The organism is Natronogracilivirga saccharolytica (assembly GCF_017921895.1).
Lineage (GTDB): Bacteria > Bacteroidota > Rhodothermia > Balneolales > Natronogracilivirgulaceae > Natronogracilivirga > Natronogracilivirga saccharolytica.
In genome coordinates this window covers 115,208-140,649 of record NZ_JAFIDN010000002.1, presented here as the reverse complement: position 1 = coordinate 140,649, position 25,442 = coordinate 115,208, and the positions used below count along the sequence as shown (strand labels likewise).

General features: G+C 46.0%; 24 protein-coding genes. 7 read left to right on the top strand and 17 right to left on the bottom strand.

The features are described from left to right. Positions 1-21: 21 nt before the first annotated feature. Positions 22-1,134 carry a 1-acyl-sn-glycerol-3-phosphate acyltransferase gene (locus NATSA_RS02910; protein ID WP_210510262.1) on the top strand — a complete coding sequence of 371 codons (1,113 nt, stop codon included), beginning with the start codon at positions 22-24 and terminating at the stop codon, positions 1,132-1,134. Between the two features lie 76 nt (positions 1,135-1,210). Here NATSA_RS02910 and NATSA_RS02905 read toward each other — a convergent pair whose 3' ends face one another. Then, the gene (locus NATSA_RS02905) at positions 1,211-1,636 is read right to left on the bottom strand and encodes a phasin family protein (RefSeq protein ID WP_210510260.1); all 426 of its coding nucleotides are present in this window, start codon (positions 1,634-1,636) and stop codon (positions 1,211-1,213) included. Positions 1,637-1,644: 8 nt separating this feature from the next. Further along, complete coding sequence (locus NATSA_RS02900) at positions 1,645-2,070, bottom strand: polyhydroxyalkanoate synthesis regulator DNA-binding domain-containing protein (RefSeq protein ID WP_210510258.1); 426 nt, start codon at positions 2,068-2,070, stop codon at positions 1,645-1,647. A 202-nt stretch (positions 2,071-2,272) separates the two neighbouring features. Here NATSA_RS02900 and NATSA_RS02895 point away from each other — a divergent pair, with 202 nt between their 5' ends. Next, entirely contained in the window at positions 2,273-2,833 is a 561-nt protein-coding gene (locus tag NATSA_RS02895; RefSeq protein WP_210510256.1) for an adenylate kinase, read from the top strand. Here the strand turns inward: NATSA_RS02895 and NATSA_RS02890 are convergent. Both NATSA_RS02890 and dtd read right to left on the bottom strand, forming a co-directional pair. Continuing rightward, the gene (locus NATSA_RS02890; RefSeq protein ID WP_210510254.1) at positions 2,825-3,727 is read right to left on the bottom strand and encodes an alkaline phosphatase family protein; all 903 of its coding nucleotides are present in this window, start codon (positions 3,725-3,727) and stop codon (positions 2,825-2,827) included. The two genes, NATSA_RS02895 and NATSA_RS02890, sit on opposite strands and share 9 nt — an antisense overlap. Continuing rightward, on the bottom strand, positions 3,727-4,167 hold the full coding sequence (gene dtd, locus NATSA_RS02885; RefSeq protein ID WP_210510252.1) for a D-aminoacyl-tRNA deacylase: 441 nt from the start codon (positions 4,165-4,167) through the stop codon (positions 3,727-3,729). The genes NATSA_RS02890 and dtd overlap by 1 nt, the downstream gene beginning before the upstream one ends. Positions 4,168-4,658: 491 nt before the next feature. On the opposite strand from dtd, the gene purM reads away from it, so the two are divergent. Further along, positions 4,659-5,660 carry a phosphoribosylformylglycinamidine cyclo-ligase gene (gene purM / locus NATSA_RS02880; RefSeq protein ID WP_210510250.1) on the top strand — a complete coding sequence of 334 codons (1,002 nt, stop codon included), beginning with the start codon at positions 4,659-4,661 and terminating at the stop codon, positions 5,658-5,660. A gap of 3 nt (positions 5,661-5,663) precedes the next feature. Here the strand turns inward: purM and NATSA_RS02875 are convergent, their stop codons facing one another. The 6 genes from NATSA_RS02875 to ruvB all read right to left on the bottom strand — a co-directional run bounded on the left by NATSA_RS02875 (position 5,664) and on the right by ruvB (position 14,639). Then, positions 5,664-8,498, bottom strand: a complete 2,835-nt coding sequence (locus NATSA_RS02875; protein WP_210510248.1) for a PD40 domain-containing protein — start codon at positions 8,496-8,498, stop codon at positions 5,664-5,666. Positions 8,499-8,549: 51 nt separating this feature from the next. Next, positions 8,550-9,200 carry a PAQR family membrane homeostasis protein TrhA gene (trhA, locus tag NATSA_RS02870; protein WP_419539831.1) on the bottom strand — a complete coding sequence of 217 codons (651 nt, stop codon included), beginning with the start codon at positions 9,198-9,200 and terminating at the stop codon, positions 8,550-8,552. A gap of 51 nt (positions 9,201-9,251) precedes the next feature. Beyond that, positions 9,252-10,910: a carbon starvation CstA family protein gene (locus NATSA_RS02865; RefSeq protein WP_210510244.1), complete on the bottom strand. Its 1,659-nt coding sequence runs from the start codon at positions 10,908-10,910 to the stop codon at positions 9,252-9,254. Between the two features lie 145 nt (positions 10,911-11,055). Beyond that, positions 11,056-12,360 carry an RtcB family protein gene (locus NATSA_RS02860; protein ID WP_210510242.1) on the bottom strand — a complete coding sequence of 435 codons (1,305 nt, stop codon included), beginning with the start codon at positions 12,358-12,360 and terminating at the stop codon, positions 11,056-11,058. A 20-nt stretch (positions 12,361-12,380) separates the two neighbouring features. Continuing rightward, positions 12,381-13,520: a methionine adenosyltransferase gene (gene metK, locus NATSA_RS02855; RefSeq protein ID WP_210510240.1), complete on the bottom strand. Its 1,140-nt coding sequence runs from the start codon at positions 13,518-13,520 to the stop codon at positions 12,381-12,383. A 108-nt stretch (positions 13,521-13,628) separates the two neighbouring features. Continuing rightward, on the bottom strand, positions 13,629-14,639 hold the full coding sequence (ruvB, locus tag NATSA_RS02850; protein WP_210510238.1) for a Holliday junction branch migration DNA helicase RuvB: 1,011 nt from the start codon (positions 14,637-14,639) through the stop codon (positions 13,629-13,631). 201 nt (positions 14,640-14,840) lie between these two features. Here ruvB and ppk1 point away from each other — a divergent pair, with 201 nt between their 5' ends. Continuing rightward, complete coding sequence (gene ppk1, locus NATSA_RS02845; protein WP_210510236.1) at positions 14,841-17,033, top strand: polyphosphate kinase 1; 2,193 nt, start codon at positions 14,841-14,843, stop codon at positions 17,031-17,033. 29 nt (positions 17,034-17,062) lie between these two features. Here ppk1 and NATSA_RS02840 read toward each other — a convergent pair whose 3' ends face one another. Together NATSA_RS02840 and NATSA_RS02835 are read right to left on the bottom strand one after the other, a co-directional pair. Continuing rightward, positions 17,063-17,821 (bottom strand): hypothetical protein, encoded by a 759-nt coding sequence (locus NATSA_RS02840; RefSeq protein ID WP_210510235.1) that lies wholly within the window; start codon positions 17,819-17,821, stop codon positions 17,063-17,065. Positions 17,822-17,872: 51 nt separating this feature from the next. Beyond that, entirely contained in the window at positions 17,873-18,424 is a 552-nt protein-coding gene (locus tag NATSA_RS02835; protein WP_210510233.1) for an RNA polymerase sigma factor, read from the bottom strand. Positions 18,425-18,604: 180 nt separating this feature from the next. Here NATSA_RS02835 and NATSA_RS02830 point away from each other — a divergent pair, with 180 nt between their 5' ends. Continuing rightward, positions 18,605-19,354, top strand: coding sequence for a segregation and condensation protein A (locus tag NATSA_RS02830; RefSeq protein ID WP_210510231.1), 750 nt, complete (start codon positions 18,605-18,607; stop codon positions 19,352-19,354). A 170-nt stretch (positions 19,355-19,524) separates the two neighbouring features. After that, a complete protein-coding gene (locus NATSA_RS02825) occupies positions 19,525-21,189 on the top strand; it encodes a M28 family peptidase (protein ID WP_210510229.1) in 1,665 nt (554 codons plus the stop codon). 4 nt (positions 21,190-21,193) lie between these two features. Here the strand turns inward: NATSA_RS02825 and ftsY are convergent, their stop codons facing one another. Beyond that, positions 21,194-22,165 (bottom strand): signal recognition particle-docking protein FtsY, encoded by a 972-nt coding sequence (gene ftsY / locus NATSA_RS02820; protein WP_210510227.1) that lies wholly within the window; start codon positions 22,163-22,165, stop codon positions 21,194-21,196. 70 nt (positions 22,166-22,235) lie between these two features. Then, on the bottom strand, positions 22,236-22,829 hold the full coding sequence (locus tag NATSA_RS02815) for a CDP-alcohol phosphatidyltransferase family protein (RefSeq protein WP_210510225.1): 594 nt from the start codon (positions 22,827-22,829) through the stop codon (positions 22,236-22,238). A 141-nt stretch (positions 22,830-22,970) separates the two neighbouring features. Here NATSA_RS02815 and NATSA_RS02810 point away from each other — a divergent pair, with 141 nt between their 5' ends. Then, entirely contained in the window at positions 22,971-23,555 is a 585-nt protein-coding gene (locus tag NATSA_RS02810) for an NUDIX domain-containing protein (protein WP_210510223.1), read from the top strand. Here the strand turns inward: NATSA_RS02810 and NATSA_RS02805 are convergent. From NATSA_RS02805 to NATSA_RS02795, 3 genes are all read right to left on the bottom strand, one after another. After that, a complete protein-coding gene (locus NATSA_RS02805) occupies positions 23,552-24,130 on the bottom strand; it encodes a sigma-70 family RNA polymerase sigma factor (protein ID WP_210510222.1) in 579 nt (192 codons plus the stop codon). The two genes, NATSA_RS02810 and NATSA_RS02805, sit on opposite strands and share 4 nt — an antisense overlap. 36 nt (positions 24,131-24,166) lie before the next feature. Then, on the bottom strand, positions 24,167-24,619 hold the full coding sequence (locus NATSA_RS02800) for a MarR family winged helix-turn-helix transcriptional regulator (protein ID WP_210510220.1): 453 nt from the start codon (positions 24,617-24,619) through the stop codon (positions 24,167-24,169). Positions 24,620-24,784: 165 nt separating this feature from the next. Then, positions 24,785-25,405, bottom strand: coding sequence for a thioredoxin family protein (locus NATSA_RS02795; RefSeq protein WP_210510219.1), 621 nt, complete (start codon positions 25,403-25,405; stop codon positions 24,785-24,787). Between the last annotated feature and the right edge of the window lie 37 nt (positions 25,406-25,442).

Below are 25,442 nucleotides of genomic sequence, written 5' to 3'. Positions count from 1 at the left end.
GATCCTGTTGATTTTGGATATTTGGATAGCCTCTACAAGAGTGTATCCTCTCTGATTATTGACAATTATTACAGGGCAGAGCTGCACGGTTTTGAAAACATTCCCGAAAAGGGCCCGGTAGTAATCGCATCCAACCACAGCGGGAATGCCTTTCCTCATGATTCTTTTGTACTGGATCAGCTGCTTTGGAGAAGCGGAAATTTTCCGAAAGATTCAAAAATCCGGCCGCTTTATTCGCCAAAGCTTGCCGTGAACTGGTGGATGCGCCCGTTTGGACTTGATAACTGGTGGCGGTTATTCGGAGCTATCGATCAGACATATATCAATTTCGACCGGGTACTGGCCCGCGGAAAACGTGTAATATACTATCCGGAAGGCATTCCGGGCATTGGAAAGGGCTTCAACAGAAAGTACCGGCTTCAGCCTTTTCAGCCCAGTTTCATAAAACTTTCAGCCCGTTATGATGTTCCTGTCGTACCTGTTTATGGTATAAATGCAGAATGGATTAATCCTGCAAGTCTCACTTTCAGATGGATGGACCGGATTTTTTCCCGGTTACTCGGAATACCTTTTATTCCTCTGCCGCTTGCCTTGCTGGCGCTACTCTTTCCCTTTTTCTTTTACTTCGGATTCCCCTGCAATATGAAATTTGTTGCCGGATCACCGATTGATGTGCGAAAACTGCTGCAGTCCGGTGGTTGTGCCCGTCCGGAAGATCCAGGGAGGGAGGAATCTGAAAAAGCGGCATCTGAAATACAAAAAAATATGCAGGGGGAACTGGATCGCCTGGTCGGGAAATACGGGCAAAAACCTTATGATGTTTCGACACTGATCAGGTCTTTTAAAATAAACCGGGGCAAAAGGTGGTTGATGAGCCCCTTTGGATGGCCCTTGTTGTTTACCCGACACTATCGTGACTATTATGATTCGGCAAATAGCCGCAGAACCAACAGCCGATGGTTGCGCGATTGGGATATTATTGGTTATTACCTGCCACTGGGATGGATATTTCTGGCCATTGTGCGCAAGCTCAGGAAGCACCCTTATGGCAGCAGGGGGTTGTCAAAAGATCAGAAAATCAAAAAAGAAGGAAAATACATCTGGTCGGTGGCTAAAGGGACAGAAAACGACTGATACACCGCTTTCTGTCCCTTTGTCTTACAAAGCCATTCGTTCTTGTTTCAGAAATCAATCTGACGGTTCCGCTATTTCACGATTTCGTTTTACCACCCTTGGCCGAACCGGATGGTTTTTGCTGTTTTTCAAGTTTCTCCAGTTTTTCGTTCAAAGCGTCCACCTTTTTCGATAGTTTCTCAACTTCTGAACGGCTGGGTATGCCCATCCTTGAGACAATTGATTTTACGTTTGATTCAACTGTCTCTTCTACTTCATCAAATTTGTCGCCAAAACGATTTTCAGCTGTTTTGTAACGCTCGGATATATCCTCCCACAATTCATCTATCTGCTCCTTGCGCTTATTTTCAAATTCACTTCCCCTGTCAACCAGGCTGCGAAATAATTTGCTTCCCTCTTCTTCTACTGCTGACAGCGCTCCGAGTCCCGCCAGCCAGATTTCCTTGGCTTTTTCATTCCACTCCGGTTGTTTCTTTTTTTCCTGCTTTTTCTTTTCACTCATAGTTATCCTCATTTTTTATTGTTTACCTGCTTGTTTTCAAAATCTTCAATCCTCTTTTCCAGCAACTCAATTTTCTTCTTGAGTGCAGCAAAATCTTCCCTTTTCATACCTTTAAGTAACCGGTCGGTACTGTTCTTAATCCATCCTTCCATTCCTTTCCGGATATCATCCCACTGCCGGTCGATAAAATTTCCACCCATTCTCACCCATTCATGCAAAGTAGGAATAGAGGATTCATCCGCCTGCCTGCTTTGTTCAAGTATGATCTGGCGCAGAATCTGAGCCGTGTAATCTTCATCTTCATTTTTATTTGTCACACGGATTGTAGCGCCGGATCTGACAATTTCAGCAAGCTCACCAAGCGAGACATACCTGCTCTCTTTCACATCGTACATCTTGCGATTGGCGTACCGCTTAATTAATCGCTCTTCCATAGGCCCGGAATGTAGGTTAATTGAAATTCTGTGATTTTTAACCGTGATAACGCTCCGCATTATATTTTATTACGCGGTGCGTTAAATTATACGGATTAAACATCCAAAATGTTCATTTGGTTTGCCTTTATTTTTGTAACTGATATATTTATGCTTTCATTAAATCAATCAAGCCGGACAATAAAGCAATATCATTCAAAAAATGAGAATTATTATATTTGGCCCGCCCGGATCAGGCAAAGGGACCCAGGCAAAAAAAATTGCAGCGCATTTCAATATCAGCCATCTCTCAACCGGAAACATGTTCCGGGAAGCCATAAGCCAGGGTACGGAACTCGGAAAACTTGTTGAATCCATCATAGATCAAGGTCATTTGGTACCAGACCAGACCGTAGTTGATCTTGTTGAGGAAACAATCGATAAAGAAGAATATAACGGTGGTTATATAATTGATGGTTTTCCCAGAACCGTTGAACAGGCTGTCGCTTTTGACAATTTGCTTGAGCGTCGCAATGAATCCATCGATGCTTTTTTGTCATTGCATGTTCCCGATGAAGAGCTGGTAAAGAGACTTCTTGCAAGAGGTGAGGGAAGAAGTGATGATACAGAGGAAAAAATCAGAACCCGACTCGACGTCTATAAAAAAGAAACTGCACCGGTAATGGACCACTACCAGCAGGCCGGGATGTTTCGGTCTATCGACGGGACCGGTACAATAGATGAAATATTTGAACGGGCGCTCTCTGCGTTGCCTTCAAAATAATTCTAACCATTCCATGCAGAGCGGTGTCACGTCCTGAATAGTTTCGGCTTTACTGAATATTGCTGACCCTTTTCCTGTAACGAAAAACGGAACTCTGTTCCGGGTATGACTGCGGGTTGATAAATCCTCCAGATTTCCGTGATCACTGGTAAGCAGCAAGGTATGTCCTTTCGGCCCAGCACTCTTAATCAGTGAAAGCAGCAAACGGTCCAGTTTATCAAGCACCTCAGAAGCAAAATCAGGTTTCCTGTCATGGCCGGCTTTGTCAGTTAAATAGTATTCCAGAAGAACAAAGTCATATTTATCCGCAGCATTTATAACTCTATCTGCTGCAGTTTCTTCTGAAATGACCGGGACATCCAGTGATAAACGGTCCCGCCAGGCTTCCTGGGTTATTTCAGCGGTGACAGCCTTTTCCCGGAGTATCTCATTGATGGAATTCAATTGTAATCCGGCATTTCTGGTCATAAGAGTCGTTGTTGACCACCTGTTTTTCTGCTCGGCGTAATCAAAAAAGACCTGAGGAAAAGCATTCATGAAGTAACATGAAGCTTTTTTTTCATGAAGCCGGTTAAAAATACTTTTGCCGTTGAGCAGATGCCGGATTTTCGAGTGGGGAAATGGGCCGAAATGTTTTCCCAGTTCTGCAGCCGCATTTACTCCCGTGAACAGGGTAACCTGACCGGTCCCGCTTTGCGGCAAACCATCCATTCCAAGACAGGCGTCAAGCGAAGTAAACACATGCTCCTCTTTTTCAAACGGACGCGATGAAGCCGTGAACGGCTGATCACCCGTCAGCCATTCAAATGCAGGCAAGCGGTTCAATGTAAATGGATTGCTTTGTCCATCCTCACCAAGTCCTATTCCATCTACAAAAAGAAAAATAAGGGACATCAGCGTTCGATTATAATGGTAACAGGGCCGTCATTTACCAGTGAAACATTCATTTTTGCTGCAAAAACTCCGGACTGGATTTTTCCCGGCAAATGTGTATTCAGGTAAGATTTCATCTCATTATACAACGATTCTGCTTTCTCCGGTCCCGCTGATGCAATAAAACTCGGCCTGGTTCCCTTTTTAACTTCGCCGTAAAGTGTAAACTGTGAAACCAGCAGAATTTCCCCGCCCACATCCTCGACACTTTTATTCATTTTCCCTTTTTCATCTTCAAAAATGCGGAGTTTGCGGCATTTGTCAGCAACCCATGTCACCTCGTTCATACTGTCATCTTCATGAACAGCTGCAAGGACCAGCAATCCCTTGTCAATTTCTCCCGTTACCGAGCCGTCCACTTCTACTTTTGCTTCTGAAACACGTTGAACTACTGCTTTCATAACACTTTTTTTTGTTCACAAGTATGGGGATAACCCCCGGATACCATGTTCAAACAGGTACCGTTTTTTTTGAATGTTGAGAAAATAAGGAATTGCACACCTTCCGGCTTCCCGAATTAACATTCCTTGCCATCAATCTTTCCTGTTGGAATCTTGTGAGGTGAATAATGTGTGATTTATATATTGCGTTGACAAATCACAAAAAAAAATCTTATGTAATTGTTATTCATCGGAATGATATCAACATTTTTACCAACAATACTCCCGTGCCAGGCCTTTTAAATTTGAAAACTTTCTTTTCCACATATCCACAGGTACTAATGCTAAAACGAATTTTATATAAAAACTAACTATTAACAGAAAAACCCTGTGGAAAAAAAAAGGATTCACTGTTTGGTTTTCATTCCCAATGTTTCAAAATTTGAAGTGCTCAAACCGGATTCGTGCTTCTCTTTCCGATACACATTTTTCAGATAATTGATTCCATCACGATGACAGAAAAAAAAACATACAAATCAGCTGGTGTTGATGTTGATGCCGGGAACACCTTCGTCTCTTCCATAGGTAAACTGGTAGCTGAGACCCACCGGCCGGAAGTCATTGATTCAATCGGAGGTTTCGGTGGATTGTTTCAGCCGGACTTTTCCGGAATGAAACAGCCTGTGCTGGTTAGCAGCGTGGATGGTGTGGGGACCAAGCTGAAAGTGGCTTTTAAAGCAAAGGTTTACGATACGGTTGGACAGGATCTTGTCAATCACTGCGTCAATGATATCGCCGTTTGCGGAGCTGAACCACTTTTTTTTCTTGATTATTTTTCAACAGGACGCCTTGAGCAGCATGTTGGTTACGATGTTGTCAAAGGTTTTTCCATTGCCTGCAGGCAAAATGGTTGTGCCCTGATCGGAGGCGAGACAGCTGAAATGCCGGATATTTATGCAGATGGTGAATTCGATCTGGCCGGAACGGTTGTCGGAGTAGTGGACAGGGAGCACATTCTGGACGGTTCAAAGACTCAAAAGGGGGATGTCATCCTGGGGATCACGGGTACTGGTCTGCACACAAACGGATATTCCCTTGCCAGGAAGGTACTGTTCGAACACTTTGACATTCATGATCATGTGGATGAGCTTGGTATGTCTGTGTCTGAAAGCCTTCTTCGTGTGCATCCGTCCTATCTTGATGTGATAAGGAATCTGAAAAGCAAAGTAGGCATCCGCGGGTTTGCGCATATTACAGGTGGCGGCATTGCAGGAAATACCAACCGGATTGTCCCGGAAGGACTAAAGCCCGATATAGCATGGAACAGCTGGAAATGGCCTCCCATTTTCAAGCTTATACAAAGACTCGGAAAGGTTCCGGATGAAGATATGAAGCAGGCATTTAATCTTGGTGTGGGACTGACGGTTATTGTTTCTCCTGACACGGCAAAACAGCTTATTGATGATCATCCGGTGAAGGAGTTCGATCTTTTTGAAATAGGATATGTTACCTGACGTTCAGAATGACCCCAGCAGCATGGATGCATTTTCCCTGGTTGGTTCATATGCAAAGGCTACTCCCATGTCGACCGGAATGTTAAACAAGCGCATTTGAAACCGGATTCCGACTCCATATAGTGTACGTGAGTTCCCGATGAGCTCAGATGTGTTGCTGCCGGTAAGCGGTATAATGGTGTCGCTGAATAATGTTGCATACATAATATCGTAAAATACCGGGAAGAGCACATTTCCCCGGTCACCGCGATGCAGCGGAATGGTATAACGGGTATGAAACCGGGATGAATTATTTACGCCATCAAGGATATTGTCATCAAACCCTCTTGAAAAGAATCCGCTGATGTCAAAGTAAGGCAGATTCTGAGTCACCCACTCTGTCCCTATACGCAGTGACTGGTTGCTTCTGGTGCTGAGTGTGGTGAATTTATACAATCCGGCCCTAAGTGCTGAAAGTTGCTGCGTCAGATCTGTTTGTATATCCTGCTCGTATTCACCGAACAGAAGCCATCCGGTATTGGGTTGAACATCCCCGATATTTTGCTGAATACGGTGCTGGTACGAGGCGAATAATCCGGCTGTGGTTCTGTCGAACCAGGGACCCAGTGCCTGTCCGTCTGTATCAATTTGCCTTTGGCGCAGATGATCCACTCCGGGAATGACTGTAAAAGCCGAAAATCTTGTATTCTGGTCAATCTGAAGCCGTATCGGAATGTCCACCCCGAATCCCTGTCTGTCGATCAGGCCGGCCGTGGTCTGAACCGGCCGCTGATATCCCTTCAGGCGAAATCCTGGAAAAAATCCGCTGTACTGATACTCCAGATCATACCATAACCGGCTGTTCGACGTACTCACTTCTGCGAAATAGCTGTTTTTCCGGAGGACATCACCACTCGACATTGTCAAACCGAAGCGATGCCCAATGTCGCGTGTTTCGTTTTCCCAGTACGGAAAAAAAGCCCTTGGACGAAGCCATCCCAAACCGGTTCGGTAAGAAGACATGGTCCAGTTTTCAGGCATGGAATCAGGATCCGCAGAGGCAGGTGGCGATGGCTCAGTCCGGTCAACCCGTTTCCATTCCTTATCATCCACCGGTACCGGATCAATATCTTTTCTTCCCAGAATTACCAGCTCAAACCGGTTTTCCAGAAACTGAACAGCTGCTATTCTGTTTCCGTCCGGGTCGAAACGGCCCTCCATAATGCCGTATTTGTGATTAGTAAGCCGGTGCAGTCTGTTTTTCCGGATGTCGTATTCATACAGGTTCAATATTCCTTTGAAATCAGAAGTGAATAACAATCGGTCACCATCCGGATGCCAGACCGGATCGTAAACAGAAGCATTATTAAAAGAAATATCGGCTTTTTCTGACTGCCATTTGTGAATTTGGTCCCGGTGGAGAAGCCACAAGCCCTGTATCCCGTTTCGATTGGCAAGGAGTGCCAGGGAATCGGGAGAGCCGGGATGGAAAGCCACTTCCACCATATGTCCTTTTTCAGGTACAAACAGTGTATCGGTCTGTTCATCACTCAATTGTATGAGCTGGTTTCTCTCGTGATGTGTCTGAAGTCCCCAAACTTTGTTACTTGAAGCATAGGAAGGAGCGTGCAGGCGGTCAGTTTTTTTTGAAACAGGGCGGGCGGATAGAAAAGAGCTTCCGTCATGTGTAATTTCATGCACCCTCATTCTCTCGTAATTATTGTAGTAGGGGTGGCGGTGATACCTTGAATACAGGAAGCTTTTACCATCAGGGTGTGATGATATGACATGATCTTCCACTGTTCCGGTCTCATAAAAAAGGGAAGTCCGGTCATTTTTAAAATTGTAACTGTAAAACCCCTGCCTGTCGCCATATGATCGCGCATGGAAAACCAGTACATCATCGGAAATCCAGAAGGGCCTTCTTATTTGTTTCATTTTAACCGCATCCGGGGATTCAAATATGGTTTTATTCTTCTGTGGATCCGGTTTGTAATATTTGCTCCGGTCTTCCTCAAATTCTTTGTAAAGCGTGGAAGGCCGCTTTCGGGTATGGTACCATAATGCTGTCCCGTAACCGAGAAATGGCCAGCGCGATACAAAACGAATCGTGTTTTTGGTTGTCTCCATGCCGTACTCATATTGCAGCCACCGGATAAACTCATGTCCGCCGCTGTAGTGACGGTCAAATGGAAAAGTCCGGGCCGGATTCATCATCATCTGATCCAGAGACCATCTTTTGCGGCTGTCAAAAATGGAGTGAAACTGCCGCTTGAAATAGGGGTGATTTCCACGGCCGCTCACTCCGAAATGGCGGTGTGATTCGTGAAAAACGGCAATTCCCTCAATCATACCAAGAGGGGCGGCCATATGCATGGTCCTGGCGGCATCAGGGGAAAATGGGCGGATGAAACCGGAAACCCCCGCCGTTGGAATAACATTCAAATGGAGGGCATGGACAAGTTCGTGGGGCATTACGGTCAGAAGCCAGTTGCCGTCACGCGGATTCATGGTCTTTCCTTTCAGTCTGGGTATTTCAACCTCTATTCTGAAATTCAAAGTGGTCACATATCCATTTGAACGCTCATTCTGACTGTTAAGAACAACCGGCATGTCTGAAAGTGAGCCGCCGACCAGTGACTGCACCACGGAATATTGATCTTCCAGGATATTAGCTGTCTGTATGGCTGCGGATTCTTCACCCTTCTGATAGAGTATCCGAAAATGATCGGTTTCAAGCTGCTGCCAGGCGGGCCGGGACGGGCGGTAAAAATTATCATATACCTGGCCGGATGCGATATCACCAACCAGCAAAATGGTGATAATAACGGGTATGAAGTACAATTTTTGAAACCGCATGAGAAATTATGATAAAACAGCGGTCATGGAAGGAAAATCAGCAGCTTTCATTCAGTAATATACGACATATTGATACATCAGCCAGAAAAAGCAGAAGCTGCCGATCATCACCATAATGTGCCAGATAGCGTGAAAGTTGAAATGAACAGGTGACGGGTTAGGCCATTTGAATCCATAGATAACGGCTCCGATGGTGTAAGCCAGTCCTCCCAGGAAAATCCACAAAATGGCACTGAGGGAGAATACATCCCATAGTGCGGGAAATACGGCAAGTGCGAGCCATCCCATCGACAGGTAAATAAGCAGGGATATCCATTTCGGGGCGTTGAACCAAACCAGTTTAAAGAGTATGCCAAGTACGGCTACAGCCCATATGATGGTAAACAGCGCCCAGCCAAGATAACCTTCCAGAACTATCAGTGTTATTGGTGTGTAGGTTCCTGCAATCATGACATAGATCATAATATGATCAATCCGGCGCATGAAACGGATTCCCCTGTCAGATAGTGGAAGCATGTGATAGAGGGTGCTTGCCAGATACAACAGAATCATACTGCTTCCGAATATGGTAAACGATATGACGTGAACAGGATGTCCGTACATGACCGATCTGTGCAGCAACAGTACCAGACCCAGTATGGAAAGCAAAACCCCGGCCAGGTGCGTATAGGCATTGGCCGGTTCCCGGACTTTGCTGAATATTTTTGCTATTGTGTTCATCTGCGAATTAAAAAAAATGATGAATGAATAAATCTACTTATTTGAAACGGTTTTAACACCTGCTTTGGTTTCATCATGACGCTCCTGCCGGTAGAATTGTCTGAGACTGTTTCGTGCCATGATTACCAGGACGATAGCGAGGACAAACAAAGCGATGGACAGCACACTCAGGAACCAGCTTTGCTGCTGATACTGATTCCAGGCAAAAACCAGGAGCGAAAGCAGGGTGACCAGGAACATGAATATCATTGGTATGACCGTGAAAATTGGATTGACGTTCATCTTTGCAAGCCATACGGTACCGGCCAGCAGGGCAAGGGCGGCCAGCAGCTGATTGGCAGAGCCGAATATGGGCCAAAGCTGCTCAAACTGACCGCTGAAAAGGAGCATGCCGCTCATTATAACTACCAGAAAAGTGACAAAAAACCGATTCATGAAAAAGTGCCGGACTGTGGATTCATTCAGATCTTCAGCATACTCCTGAATCACGAAACGAGCCAGCCGTGTGCAGGTGTCAAGTGTTGTAAGAGCAAATGCTGATACGGTTAATGCAACAAAAGCGATGGCAACTTCTGCCGGTATTCCGAGCGATGAGATGAATCCTCCAAGCCCTTCAGAAAACAAAGTAACCGGACCCACATCGGCAAGCCTGGTTATGAAATCCGCCCTTGTCATGACGGCAACAGCCATGACTGCTATGACAGCAAGAAGGGTTTCAATGAGCATACCACCGAAACCGATCATTCTGGCATCTTCTTCCCTGTTTATTTGTTTGGATGTGGTTCCGGATGCAACCAGCGAGTGAAAACCGGAGATAGCACCACAGGCGATGGTCACAAATAAAACGGGAAACAGGTAACCAAGCTGATCTACCTGGAAGTGTACGGAAGCACCCATTTCAATTCTCGGATTGCCAACCAGGATTCCGGCCGCCCCGAAAAGTATCATCCCGTAAAGCAGAAAGGAATTCAGAAAATCACGAGGCTGGAGAAGAATGGAGACCGGGGTGACTGCAGCGAGAAAAATATAGGCCACAAGAATGGCAATCCAGTATCCGTAACCGATTTCAAGGGGAACGACTTCGCCAAGATATACGAAAAAATAGAGAAGCCCGACACCGATTCCCGTACTCATCCACAACGGGACGCCTGTTTTGTTGATTACTATTCCAAACAGAAGTGCCAGTAATATAAAAAAGACGGATGCTGAGGCTGCGCCGGGTACGGTAACAAAGGTCCGGGCAACGATATCCATGAATACGGCGATTATCAGAAGCAGAGTCGCAAATGCAAAGACGAGGAATAGTTTTTTGCCTGTATCGCCGATGTATTCCTGGATAATTTCACCGATTGATTTGCCCCGGTGACGCAGTGATGCAACCATGGAGGTGATGTCATGGACGGCACCAAAAAATATCCCCCCGATAATAATCCAGATCAGTGCCGGCATCCAGCCGAATGAAACAGCTATTACGGGACCAACGATGGGTCCTGCACCGGCAATTGAAGCGAAATGATGTCCAAGTACCACAAAACGGTTGCTTGGTACATAGTCAACGCCATCCTTTTGTTTGTGAGCGGGTGTGGTGTTTTTGTTGTCAATCCCGAGCTTGCGGGATATGAATGCACCGTAAAACCTGTATGCACTTAATAAAATGGCAGCGGTACCGGCAACAATGGCTAAAACGGACATGTTTTGATGGAGTTGACACCGTTTTCAACACGTTGTGCAAATACGTAATTGAACACAGTTACGTAGTTAAGGTGGTGAAATATGACCTGTGAATCCCGAAGGTAATTGGTAAAACAATAAATGCTGTTAATCAAGAGAAAATTGATCAGTCACGAAACGGGTCGTAAACATCGGGACCGGCCATAACAACCCCAAGTGGTTTGAGCCAGTGTTTGATCTGAATGGTATTCTGATGGTAATTGAGCACATCGGTCAATCTGCGATACACATGCGGTGACTCGTCGAGTCCGCCGCCCCTCAGTTTTACGCCTTTTTTTGACAACCACTCTTTCATCATGGCAGGAGTGACTTCTCCGGCTTTTACCTGTTTTCGCTTTTTACCTCGGCCTCTGTACTTTCCGGCGGCCTTCCGCCTCGACATGACACGTCCGGCTCCGTGAACAGTCGAGTACAATGCACCCCTGCTCTCATCACTGTCCGTTCCTTCCAGAATGACGGAAGGATCGCCCATACTTCCACCTACAAAGCTTTGCTGGCCCGGAAATGCCGGAGTTGCTCCTTTTCGGATGACCACATATTTTTGTTTTTGAATATTTGTCCGGAATTGCTTCGGATTTCCGTTTGTGCGATTATCAGATTCCGGGTCGTGGACAGGCGAAATTTTACTATCGCGGTCAGATTTGTCTTCTATTGCATGCTTCTCTTTCCATGCATAATTGTGGTGGTTGTGCACCTTTTCAGTGATATTCGCGCCAGCGAGCTTTGCAACTTCATCACATACCCATTCCCGCCCCGCTTTGGCGTACTCCCCTGAAAGACGCATCGCACGGTAGTAACGATCCCCAAGGTCGCTGTCAAGATCCAGAAGGACCTCTTTCTCAACGGCTCTGACATCCCAGGGGCGGTCCTGGGACAGGTTTATGAATCCCGTAGCTGTTTTGTGACCCAGTCCGCGGCTTCCGAAATGTACGCCGATCCATACCCTGCCGTCCTCATCCGAAAAGATATCAACATAATGGTTCCCGGAACCGACCGTACCAAGCTGCTCTCTGGCCAGTTTCCTGAGATCGGCAATGCGGGATTCCGGTCCGTACGCTTTCCAGTCATCGCTGTCAAAAAGCGGATGATCTTTCGGTGCATCCGGGTTTTTTTGACCAAGACCAAAAGAAATATGCTTCTCGATGCGATCCAGCAAAGGATCGAGGCTGAGATCGTTCACGTGCAAGTCCAGCCGTACGGCAAGGTTGCCGCAACCGATATCAAAACCTACGCCAACAGGTGAGACCTTGTTTTTGTAGGCAGCAACACCGCCGATGGGCATCACATAGCCCACATGACCATCGGCCATTAATGCACCATACTCAGCCCGGCTTGCCACATCAAGAAATTGCCGGATGGTATTGTCATCATGAACACCGTAAACCGGATAACCCTTTATGTACTGCAGCATTTATGAAAAAAGGTTTCAGATCAGGAAGCTGCCTGTGCCTTCAGTTTATCGACGTAATCAAGTTTCTCCCATGGAAACTCGTCACGCCCGAAATGACCGTAGGCAGCCGATTTTTTGAAAATGGGTCTCTTTAATCCGAAACGATTAATGATTCCTTCTGGTGTGCAGTCAAAGTTATCTCTGATCAGTTTTGTCAGTTTGACATCACTGATTTTTCCTGTACCAAAAGTATCTACAGAAATGGAGACTGGTTCGGCAATTCCAATGGCATAAGCGAGCTGAATAAGGCACTCATCAGCCAGGTCAGCTGCAACAATATTTTTTGCAATGTGACGGGCGGCATATGCGGCACTTCTGTCCACTTTGGAAGCATCCTTTCCGGAAAAGGCACCGCCACCGTGTGCTCCATGGCCACCATAAGTGTCTACAATAATTTTGCGGCCGGTCAGACCGGTATCACCATGCGGCCCACCAATGACAAAATTTCCGGTGGGGTTCACATGAATAATGGTTTCATCGTCCACAAGATTACCCGGGATTGCTCTTGGGATAAGGTGTTTCCTGATGTCTTCCTTAATTTTATCCTGGGTGATATCATCATCATGCTGAGTGGAGACGACAATGGTATGCACGCGAAGCGGATGGTTATTTTCGTCATACTCGACTGTTACCTGGCTTTTGCTGTCCGGACGCAGGTAGGGCATCAGATCTGTTTTTTTCCGGATTTCTGCCAGTTCGCGGACCAGATTGTGTGAATACTGGAGCGACATGGGCATTAAGGTGTCAGTTTCTTTGGTGGCAAAACCGAACATCATACCCTGGTCACCGGCGCCAAGTTTATCTACCCCCATGGCAATATCCGGACTCTGCTGGTGAATGGTGACCATCACGCCGCAAGATTCCGCATCGAACCGGTACCCCGGTTTTGTATAACCGATTTCACGTATGACATCCCTGACCAGTTCCTGTATATCAACATATGCTTTTGTGGTAACTTCGCCGGACACCACCACCAAACCGGTTGTTACAAGGGTTTCAACCGCCACTCGTGAATCGGGATCCTGCTCAAGCATGGCATCAAGAATGGCATCGGAAATTTGGTCGCAAACTTTGTCCGGGTGTCCCTCGGATACCGATTCAGAAGTAAAAAGTTTTTTCATGGGCTTTTATCGAAAAAGTACGTGGTTGCTGATTATTGTTGATTAGCTGCCAAAGATACAAAAAAGAGCGGCTATTCTAAAAAGCGCCATTTAATGAAGCCGGCCCTGTTACTGGAATAAATCGTTTCTGCCGGGCAGGGAAATACCGAGGTATTCAAAGGCTTTTTGAGTGGTGATCCGCCCTTTTGGTGTACGCTGCAGAAAACCCTCTTGAATCAAAAATGGTTCATATACTTCTTCTATCGTACCCTTGTCCTCACCGACGGCTACAGCAAGGGTACCGAGTCCCACAGGCCCGCCTTTGTAGTTTTCGATGATACTGTTCAGAATCCGGATGTCCATTTCGTCCAGTCCCCGGGGGTCAACATCAAGAGCGTTCAATGCTTTGTCGGCAATTTTGTCATCAATTTTGCTTTTGCCGTCTACTTCGGCAAAATCCCGGGTTCTTCGCAGCAACCGGTTTACAATTCTGGGAGTTCCTCTGCTTCTTTTGGCAAGCTCATAGGCGCCTTCGTCTGTAATGTTCAGACCGAGAATCCCGGCAGATCGTACGGCAATGTGCTGAAGCAGTTCTGTATCGTAGTAATCCAGCCTTAAATCGATTCCGAAGCGGGCACGCAACGGAGATGTCAGCAATCCTTTTCGGGTAGTGGCGCCAATCAGTGTAAAAGGCATCAGATCGATTTGAACGCTGCGGGCACTTGGTCCCGAGTCTATTACAATATCCAGCTTAAAGTCTTCCATTGCTGAATACAGGTACTCCTCAACTATGGGGTTCAGCCTGTGGATTTCATCGATAAAAAGGACATCTCCTTTTTCCAGATTGGTCAGCATTCCTGCCAGATCACCCGGTTTTTCAAGTACAGGACCTGTTGTGGGTTTAATCTGAACCCCCATTTCTTCTGCTATGATATGAGCCAGGGTGGTCTTGCCGAGTCCCGGGGGACCGGAAAGGATCACATGGTCAAGGGCGTCACCGCGGTTCCGGGCGGCCTTGATGAATACTTCCAGATTGGAAATGATTTTTTTCTGACCGATGAAATCCTGAAGCCTGGATGGGCGTATCTGTTGTTCGAAACCGGAATCCCGGTCGTTTGCATTCAGAAGGGGGTTTGCCACACTTTTTCGGTTTTCGGTGTTATTGATTGACGGTCGTAAAATAACTAGCGCAGGGGTACAATTGCCATAATTCGTTTTTATGACTAACGTTTAATGTCTGTCTGCAAGTTTGCCGGGCAGTATTACGAAAAGATACACCCATTGGTATACTGTTGGTATATTGTAATTTGCAATTAAGAAACTGAAATGTATTGAAGGAATATGGCCGAAGACACGAATTTGCCGGAAAGCAGCCAGTCAGTTGTCATTAAAAAAAATGGCAAGGGCAAGAATAAAAAAAGACTGAAAAGAGACCCCGACCTTTTTCATAATTACGAATTCAGCTTGCTTCAGTTTAACAAAAGGGTCTTGAATGAAGCACTTGACAGCAGAAACCCGCTGCTTGAAAGGGTTCGCTTTATAGGTATTGTTTCCAGTAATCTGGATGAATTTTATCAGAAGCGTGTGGGGGGACTGAAACGCCAGGTGATGGCAGGGGTTTATAAACGATCCCTGGATGGAAAAACTCCGGCCAGTCAGCTGAAGATGATCAGCAAACAGGTTAAGGGCCTGGATAAGGTTATAAGAAAAACTTTCGAAAAAGAGTTGCTCCCCAAACTGCAGGACAATGGTGTTTTCATTGTTTCTTTTGATGATCTGGATGACGGACAAAAAAAGTATGCCGACGATTTTTTTTACCGGCAAGTCTATCCGGTGCTGACGCCGCTGGCTATTGATGAGTCTCACCCGTTTCCGTTTATTTCCAGCAAAAGCCGTTCTTTGATTGTTGAGCTTCAAAACCCGGCTACAAATGAACAATTGTTTGCAAGAGTAAAGGTGCCCGACAATATTTCCCGCTGGATTCGTATACCTGGCAATATGAGACGGGAAACAGAGGACCGGGAAGGAGAGGCGGTGCTTTTGCCTTTGGAAGATCTGATACGCTGCCGCCTTCAGGAAGTTTTTACAGGAGCTGAAATCATTTCATCGCATGTAATCAGAGTTACACGGAACTCAGATATTGAAAAAAACAAGGAAGATGCTGAAGATCTCCTTGAAATGATTGAGGAGGAGTTGCGGGAACGGCGGTTTGCACAACCCGTACGCCTGGAAGTTGAGCGAAAGACACCGGATCATATAAAAAACCTGCTCACTGATAATCTTAATATTTCGGATGATGATATTTTTGAGGCAGACGGACTTGTAGGGCTTTCGGAGTTTACGGAACTTGCTGATATCGAAGGATTTGATCACCTCAGGTATGAACCCTGGACACCGGTTACCCATCCTGCTTTCAGCCGTGAAGCGGAAAACGATACTTCGTCATTTTTTGATTCCATAAGAGAGTCAGACATCCTCGTACATCACCCCTATCATAGCTTTGCAACCTCGGTGGAGCGGTTTGTCCATGAAGCGGCAGATGACTCTGAGGTACTGTCGATAAAGCAGACACTGTACCGGACATCCGATGATTCACCACACATGCATGCGCTTATACGTGCTGCAGAAAACGGCAAGCAGGTTGCCGTTCTGGTTGAGTTGAAGGCAAGTTTTGATGAACAGAGAAACATTGAATGGGTACATAAGCTTGAAAAGGCCGGTGCTCATGTTGCCTATGGACTTGCCGGGCTGAAAATACACTCAAAGCTGACAGTAATTGTCAGACGGGAGGCGGATGTTATCCGCAGATATGTGCATGTTGGAACGGGTAATTATCACCCCAAAACAGCTCAGCTTTATGAAGATCTGGGCCTTTTCACCGCTGATGATCAGGTCGGTAAAGATGCGACCAATCTGTTCAATTTTCTGACAGGCTATTCCCCGGGCCAGACATACAGCACGATGCTGGTGGCACCTCACTATTTGCGGATGGAAATGACAAAGCGCATCAGACATGAAAGAAATTTGGCAGCCAAAGGATTTAAGGCCCAAATTATTGCAAAAATGAACAGCCTGGAAGACCCGGGTATTATTGAAGAATTGTATGCAGCTGCAGAAAACGGTGTGAAAATTGACCTGGTAGTCAGAGGTGTTTGCCGGCTGAAAACCGGAATCAAGGGAACAGGAAACAATATCAGAGTACATTCGGTGATTGGACGGTTTCTGGAGCATTCAAGAGTGTACTATTTCAGCAATGGCGGAGACGCCCTGTACTATATTGGTTCTGCCGACTGGATGAAAAGAAATCTTGATTCCAGAGTCGAGGTCTTGCTGCCGGTTACCGATGGAAAAATCAAAAACTATCTTTGGCGAATGCTGCAGACCTATTTAGATGACAAAAGGCAACGATGGCTGCTAAAACCGAACGGTGAATATAAACCGGCCGCACCCCCGGAAGAGCAAGCGGATCAAGGCGTTCAGCATACTTTTATGGAAAATGCCCGGTTACAAAGCGCAGCACACTCTCAAAGCTGAATCATTACTGACAATCGTTTTCCGTTTGCCTATTCTTCTGTCTGGCTGTTGATCTGCCCCAGAAGATTTATCGCATCTTCCTGATATGAGCTGCTGATTTCAGCCAGTTTTTGGGCATAAACCGTTGCTTCATTACGATCATCAACAGCCAGGAAACTGTTCATCTTTATCCAAAGACACCTGTCTGCACGAACATTATTAAAAGATGCTTCACAGCCAACATTTTCCAGAGCATGGGCTGAAGCGGTGTAATTGCCCGCGTTAAAATTCAGGACACCAAGATTGTAGTAAATAGTTTGCTTTTCTGTATCGTCTGCCTGCGGTAACAATTCTTTATATTGGGCAATTGCATGTTCGGCAGATCCGGAAACGGCATCAAAATAGATATCCATTAACCGGCTCTCCAGAACTGATAATGCCTCGTCGGAAGAACGTTCGACTTCCGGAGTTATCAGGTAGGCAAGCGGGATGCTGTCCGTAACGGGATTGATTTCAGCATCATTGCCACTGCGGAAAAAGTTAAACATCAATGTAATCAGTATTACCGCAGCCAGTGCGACAAGCCATGGCTTTTTGTCTTCTTTGACCATTTTTCCGGGTTTGTTACCGGGATCATTCTTATCGTCCATCTGTTTTTTCCGCAAACCGGCCTGAATTTTGAGATATTTGTAAAATTCCGGGTTTTCAAGCATGTACTCCCACAGTTCGTCCGTCTCTTTTTTATCAAGACGTCCTTTCAGATATTCGTCGATTTGTTTAACAATATCGCCTGGAGGGATTTTATTCATAATAGTTTATTCTTAATCATTTTACCTGTAGACAACGCAGCCGGTAAATCCTTACACTTTTTTTCCAATCTTTTTTTTGACGCATTCGGCAAGCTTCTTCACGATGCGGTGTTTTCGGATCCATACATTATTGACTGAGATGCCCATTTCTTCAGCTATGTCTCCGGCATGGATATCCGGATAGGAAAGCCAGTAATCAATAAAGCTGCGTGACTCTTCAGAAAGATTTTCAAGGCATTCGCTCAATGCTTTTTGTTCTTCCTTGTCCACAAGGGAGTCTATTTGTTCTTCAATTGGCACATATGGTTCCATATTATCCTGGTAATTACTGCGCTTGTTTTCATATTGAATCCGCAGGTATCGGTTTCTTGCACTCTGCAGCATATAAGAGTATATACTGTCAGGTTCTCTTATGGCGTTACTTTGTATGCGTTCAACGGCATTCATTATGGCATGCTGTGCACAGTCTTCGGCATCCTGATGATCTGCCCTCATGGTGCTTCGGAGGTAGGAGCAGAGTATTTTGAACGTATCGGTATAAAGCACCCGGAACTCGTCCCCGGATCCTTTTTTTATTGCTGTCACTAGTTTTGTGTAATCCATAAATTATAACCGATAGCTGCGTTTGTAAATCCATCGAAAACATCAGGCCGTCCGATAGTATGATATTCTGATGCTGCTGATTCAATAAACATCAATACCTGAATATATTCAATATGACAGCACGTTTTGGATAATTTTCGCACATTTTTCCGTAAAATCAGATGATTTAAACCTGTATCTATGTACCGTGTGCAGCTGCAAAATTTTGAAGGGCCGCTCGATCTGCTTCTTTTTTTTATAAAGCGGGATGAGCTGGACATATACGACATCCCCATATCCTATATTACCGAGCAGTTTCTGGACTACATCAGGTTTCTTGATGAGCTGGACCTTGGTGTCGCAAGTGAGTTTATATACATGGCCAGTACACTGATGGCTATCAAAGCCAAAATGATGCTTCCCGAACCGGAGGGAGAGGAAGACGAATTCGGCGAGGAGGATCCACGTTATGAACTTGTCCAGGCACTTCTCGAATACAAGCGCTACAAGGAAGTTGCAGAGGACATGTATGATCTGGACAAAAAAGCCAGATTCTCATATAACCGCGGCTTTACGGAACCTGACCATGTTGAGGCCGAACAAAAGGGCGAGGCTCTGCGTGATGTTTCCCTTATTGACATCATGGCTGCGTTTAAAAACGTCATGAAATCGGTAACCACAGAGCATTATCATGATGTACAGCGGTTCGAGACCGATATTGAAACACAATCTGATTATGTGATCTCACAACTGCGCAAACATGGGAAATCGTCTTTTAAACAACTTTGCGCCGGAATGACTTCCAGGATTTATGTTGTTGTTACCTTTCTGGCGATACTTGAACTCCTTAAGGAAAGCCAGCTTAAGCTTTATATAACAGAGTCCCTGACGGAGTTTTATCTTGAGCTCCCTTCACCCGACGAGCTGCAGGGGCCTGCCAGGTCCGCATAACAATTGGAATTTCCTCTGTTTCTGAAATAAACTCTTTTCGCATTTATAAATCTCATAGTTACAGAAAAAATTACCTGTCACCTTCATTTCACCGTGTAACGGCTATGCTTCCATATGTAAACCCAGCTGCAGGCAGCAGATTCTGTACCGGATTATTATCCATTCTGCTTTTGCTTTTTTTGCAAAATCCGGCTTTTTCCACCTTGCAGGAGCACGGCAACGAACCCGCATCGTCAGAAGATAGCATCTCGCTTTCACAATTAAAGTATCATCTGAATGTGCTGGCCCAGGATTCTCTAAAGGGGAGAGGTACAGCTCAGGAAGGCGCCAGACTGGCATCCCGGTACCTGGTTGACTTCTATAGCAGGGACACGTTTTCCGGACTTGAAGGATTTGAGCTTCACCGCCAAACGTTTACTCTTGAAAGTAAAATGTGGGAGGATGTGAAATATTCACTGTATATCAATGAAGACCCGGACACTCCGGCTGTGTATCAATCGCGAATTGCTGAAAGCGTCTCATCGAATAATGAACCGGGGCTTTTTTTCCCGCTGCATGGCGGCTCTGAGAATGTAAAATCACCGGTTGTATTTGCAGGATTCGGTCCCGGTGATCACTCCTATCGTATCGCGGATGATTCAGATGCCGGTTTCAGGGATAAATGGGTTTTGATGTTTGAGCCGTCCGGGTCAGGCCTTAAACGTAATGACTCTGATGAGTTCATGTCCCGTTCCGATATGGTCTCAAAAATGGTAAATCGTCATGGTGCTGCCGGTGTCATGTTTATATCCGAAAAAAGCATTGAAAAATGGGAAGTTTTGTATGAAACCATGAAACAGCAGCTTCCCAGACCGCTGGCCATCAGAAAACCGGAGCAAAGATTTCGTCATGCAGAGCGTCCGGCCGGCACGGCTGTTTCTGTACACCCGGGGGTGGCAAAAGATATTCTCGGTCTGGATAACAGGCAGCAGCTTGACAGTCTCCGAGCTTACTGGAAAGAACCAGAAACAACCGCCGAAGCTGAGATGACCGGACACATTTTCAGAAATCATCCTGAAATAAACAGAAGAGAAATCGAAGAGGAGAATATCATTGCTGTACTGCCTGGGCATGATGAGGATGCGAGTGATGATGCCGTAATTATTTCAGCACATTACGACCATCTCGGTCTTGGGGAGCCTGATGACCGAAATGATATCGTTTACAGCGGCGCAGATGACAATGCCAGCGGAACTGCGGTAATCATGGAGCTGGCAAGAACATTAGCGGCTTCTTCACACGCAGGCAATCCGCATGACCGCACATTGATCTTTCTTCATGCCGCGGCTGAGGAGTGGGGGCTGTTCGGAGCCCGTTATTATGCCGAAAATCCGATTTATGATCTTGATAATACCATAACCAGCATTAATGTGGACATGGTTGGAGCTGTCGATGAGCGCCATGCCGGCAATCCGGACGAGCCCTATGTCTATGTTATAGGCGGGGGAATGGTATCCCGGGAACTTCAAAGAATGCTTGAAGAGACCAATCAGTCAGGAGATCAGCAACAAATCAAACTGGATGAACATTACAATGATCCTTCACATCCCAAAATGCTTTACAGAAGAAGTGATCAGTGGGCTTTTGGTGAAAGAGGGATTCCGTTTGTGTTCTTTTTCTCCGGACTTCACGACCATTATCACAGACCGTCTGATACTGCTGAACGGATCAGCTGGACGCAGTTAAATGAACGGGCGGGATTTATTTACGAATTTGTGCGGAATATGGCACAAGACGGTGACATACCGAGAATGAAAAATGAAAGGCCGGATATACCTTCCATGAGGTCACGCTGATTCATCAGTTATCTTTAGACTGCCTGCTAAAGAGTGCATTGACGAAACCGGCACGCTCAAAAACCTGCAAGTCTTCAATTTTCTCACCAACTCCGATATACTTGACGGGCACAGACATTTCGTGGGAAATGCCGATGACGATTCCGCCTTTTGCCGTGCCGTCAAGTTTTGTCAATGCCAGTCCGGTAACATCAACCACCTCGGTAAATGCTTTTGCCTGCTGCATTGCGTTTTGTCCGGTTGATGCATCCAGTACCAGCAGGACTTCATGCGGAGCACCTTCCACCACCTTGCCCATAACCCGCTTTATTTTTCCAAGTTCGGACATAAGCGCCTTGCGGTTGTGGAGTCTCCCGGCAGTGTCCACCAAAACAACATCGGCTCCTTTCGATTTTGCTGAGGCAACGGTGTCAAAGGCAACTGCGGCCGGATCGGCTCCCTGCCCCTGCTGAATCAAGGTAACTCCGGCGCGTTCACTCCAGATCTTCAGTTGCTCAACTGCACCTGCACGGAAGGTGTCACCTGCACCGAGCATGACGTTTTTACCCGCCTCTTTGTACATGTGTGACAACTTTCCGATGGTCGTCGTTTTTCCGACCCCGTTAACTCCCACGACCATAATTACGTGGGGTTTATTGGAAAGATCGGCATCAAATTCAGCCGGGCGGCCGGGTTCATTTTCAATCAGAAGGTCGGTTATTTCTTCCCGAAGGATATTCTGGAGTTCCGAACTGCTTACATATTTGTCTCTTGCAACTCTTTCTTCGATGCGGCGGATTACCTCAAGAGTTGTTTTAACACCTACATCAGATGTGATCAGAACCTCTTCAAGATCATCAAGCACCTCATCATCCACCTTGTCCTTTCCGACAAGTGTTTTGCTGATTTTGTCAAGGAATCCACTGCGTGTTTTTTCCAGTCCTTCCTGAAGCTTTTCTTCTTTTTTTCCAAAACCCAGTTTGTCAAACAGGCCCATAGTCAATCAGTAAATTAATTTTGAATCAGAATAATTGTGAAAATGAAGGAGAACCGAATCTGTTCGGTAATCAGTTAAACTCGGCTCCTTTTTTCTGAATCATGACATATCGATGAACGTAGGAGCCCAGAGAGTAGATAAGCAAAATAACACTCAGCCACATTAAAAATGCTATGGTTTCTTCTCTTTCAGGAAAAAAGAAGGCTACAATCCAGTATATGGCCAGGACATTGACGGCCACCTTTCCAGACATCACCGACATCGCATACTTGCCTCTTTTTCGCTTGATCATGAGTGACCCGACCAGGATGAGCCCGTCTCGTAGAAGAAGAATGACAACAAAAAAAACAGGGATTATATCGATGATCACACCGTATAAAAAGAGGATGATGCCGCATATCTTGTCAGCAAGAGGATCAGCGACCTTGCCAAACTCGGTCACCTGGTTGAATTTGCGAGCAAAGTAACCGTCCAGATAGTCCGAAATGAAGGCATAGGCGATAATCGCCACGATAAGCCAGTTTGCTTCTTTACCGGAGGCATGGTGAAGAAACAGTATGGGTATGGCGATCAGCGCCCGCGACAGTGAGATAGCGTTGGCTATGGTAAAAACTTCATCTTTTACCGGGATGATTTTCCCGTCAATGTTTCTGGTCTCAGTCACGCTGTCTCCGGATTTCTCACTGTGCTCGTTGCATATCCCGTCATCGAGGACATAGTTAATAAAACTTTACTTAATCGGGTGTATCGTCGTACTTTAATTGACCCCGAACATACCCGTGAACCTAAAATATAAATTTAAAGCATGAACGCGAAAGAAAGTGACAATTCGCTTTTTGAGAAAACCATCAAGTCAGATAAGATTTTTTCCGGAACGTTGCTGCATGTCTACAAGGATCAGGTTCTTCTGCCGGACGGCAAACAGTCTGGCAGGGAGTGGATCGATCATCCCGGTGCGGCGGCCATTTTACCAGTTTTTCAAAATGGGGATGTGCAGCTGGTGCGGCAGTACCGTTATCCTTTGAAGCAGGATTTTCTGGAGGTACCGGCCGGAAAGATTGACAGCGGGGAAGATCCGTTTGTAACTGCCAGAAGAGAGCTGCACGAGGAGTCCGGCGTTTCTGCAGGGCAATGGGTTTCGCTGGGAGCATTTCATCCCTGTATCGGTTATACCAATGAAGTGATTTATCTCTATCTGGCATGGGACCTGGAGCTTTCGGCAAATCACGTTGATGCCGATGAATTTCTTGCGCCGGTGCGTGTACCTTTTTACCAGGCTGTCAATGCGGTTCACGCCGGTGATATCACTGACGGAAAAAGCATAGCTTTGCTGCTCAAAGCGGAGAAATGGTGGCAGCAGAATGCACCATTCAAGATCAGTGCTTCCTAATTCTTGAGGTACCCTCTTTTCTTTGCGATATCCTTGATTTTTTCCTTCAACAGGCTGCGACCGCGGTGGAGTCGGGACCGCACTGTGCCAATGGGGACATCAAGCATGTTTGCAATTTCTTCGTAGGTGAAATCTTCTACATCACAAAGCAGCAGGGGGGTTCTGAAATCTTCCGGAAGCTCGTCCAGTGCTTTTTTAAAATCATCGTCATATTCACTGCGGTAAAACCTGGCCTGGAGGTCGGTCGTATCACTCTGTTCACTGCGGATGGTCTCGTAATAAGTGGCAACTTCGTCATAATCAACCTTCGGCGGCTGACGTGAAGCCTTCCGGTAGTTGTTGATGTAGGAATTTTTGACAATGCGATATAGCCAGGCGCGGGCATTGGTGCCTTTTTGGAAACTGTTGAAAAAGCGGAATGCCTTTACAATACTGTCCTGAAGGAGATCTTCAGCATCGTTCGGATCCGTCGTCAGGCGCAGCGCATAATTGTATGTAGCATCAATATGCGGCATAATTTCCGCATTGAAGTCCTCTTGCTTCTTAATTTCCTCTTCTGTCAGTCTGTTGCTCATGTTTTCTCCGAAAAACGTTGTACGGAAATGGTCAAATCAAGTGAGTTGGCTGCGGATCTTTTCCAGGAGTCTGTTCAGCTCCTCCAGCTCGTTGCCATCCAGCATGTCCATAATACCATCCATATCCTGATGGAGTGGTTTCAATTCATCAAGTAATTCAAGGCCTTTTGAGGTGATTGTTATGCTTACTTTCCGCCGGTCCTCACCGCATATTTTGCGGATGGCAAGATCTTCCTTTATCAGACGGTCAACAATACGTGTGATATCGGAACGTGAATCCAGCAGTTGCTCCCGAATGGCAAAGTTGCAGACAGGCTCAGGATGAAACCGTTCCAGGATACGCAGGACATTAAACTGTTGAAGAGTGAGATTGTGCGGCTGCAGTATCTTTTGAAGCCGCGATGCGATATTGTTGTAGGTAAACAGCAAATTGGCGACTGCCCTGTGTCTTTCGTTGCGGTATCGTGTATTTACTGTTTGAGTTTCCAAAGCTGATACGGTTTAGCCTTCGTTGTCTTTTTGGTTTGTCAGGCAATATAACCACAGAAAATGCATGTTGCAACAACAATGTTTAAACATTTAATGTTTAAACGCACAAATGCAGGGTGCTGTATTACATCAAGCGGTAATGACAACGTAATTAAAGCTGCCCTTTCAGTATTTTACAGTACAGCCGTATGGCTGATGTGATTGAACTTCAACGGGTTGACCGTCAAGGAGATTGTCCAGAGCCTCACTGACAAAGTTTCTGGCTCCCTCAATATCATCCGGATTTGCACTTGGGTTATCGTCTATTGCTCCCATGTAGACCAGTTCGCCTTCCGGATTGATAATATACATGTGGGGCGTGACCTTGGCATCATACGCCCGGCCAACCACTCCGTCGGGATCCAGAAGTACTCCTTTCGGACTGGCCTCTTTTTGCTTTGTGATCTCTGAAGCTTCATCAGGTTCAAGGTATCCCTGCTTTCCCGGTGCTGATGAAATGATGGAGAACCAGACGACTCCCTTATCGCCATAATACTCCTGAAGCATCTGCATGTTTCCGGAGTCATAGTGCTTTATGACGAAAGGACACTCATGATTCAGCCACTCCAGCACGATGTACTCACCTTCATAATCAGACAGTGAGTGGGCTTCACCATAGGCATCTTTCAGAGTGAAATCAGGTGCCGTATCACCAACCGAAGGCGTGTCACTGCCGGCGGATATTGCCGTGCCAATGAAGGAAAACGCTATCAATAGAATAGTTAAGCTGCTTCCAATTAATTTCATGATTTTCTCCTTTTAGTAAGTAAAAAAGATGTTGGTG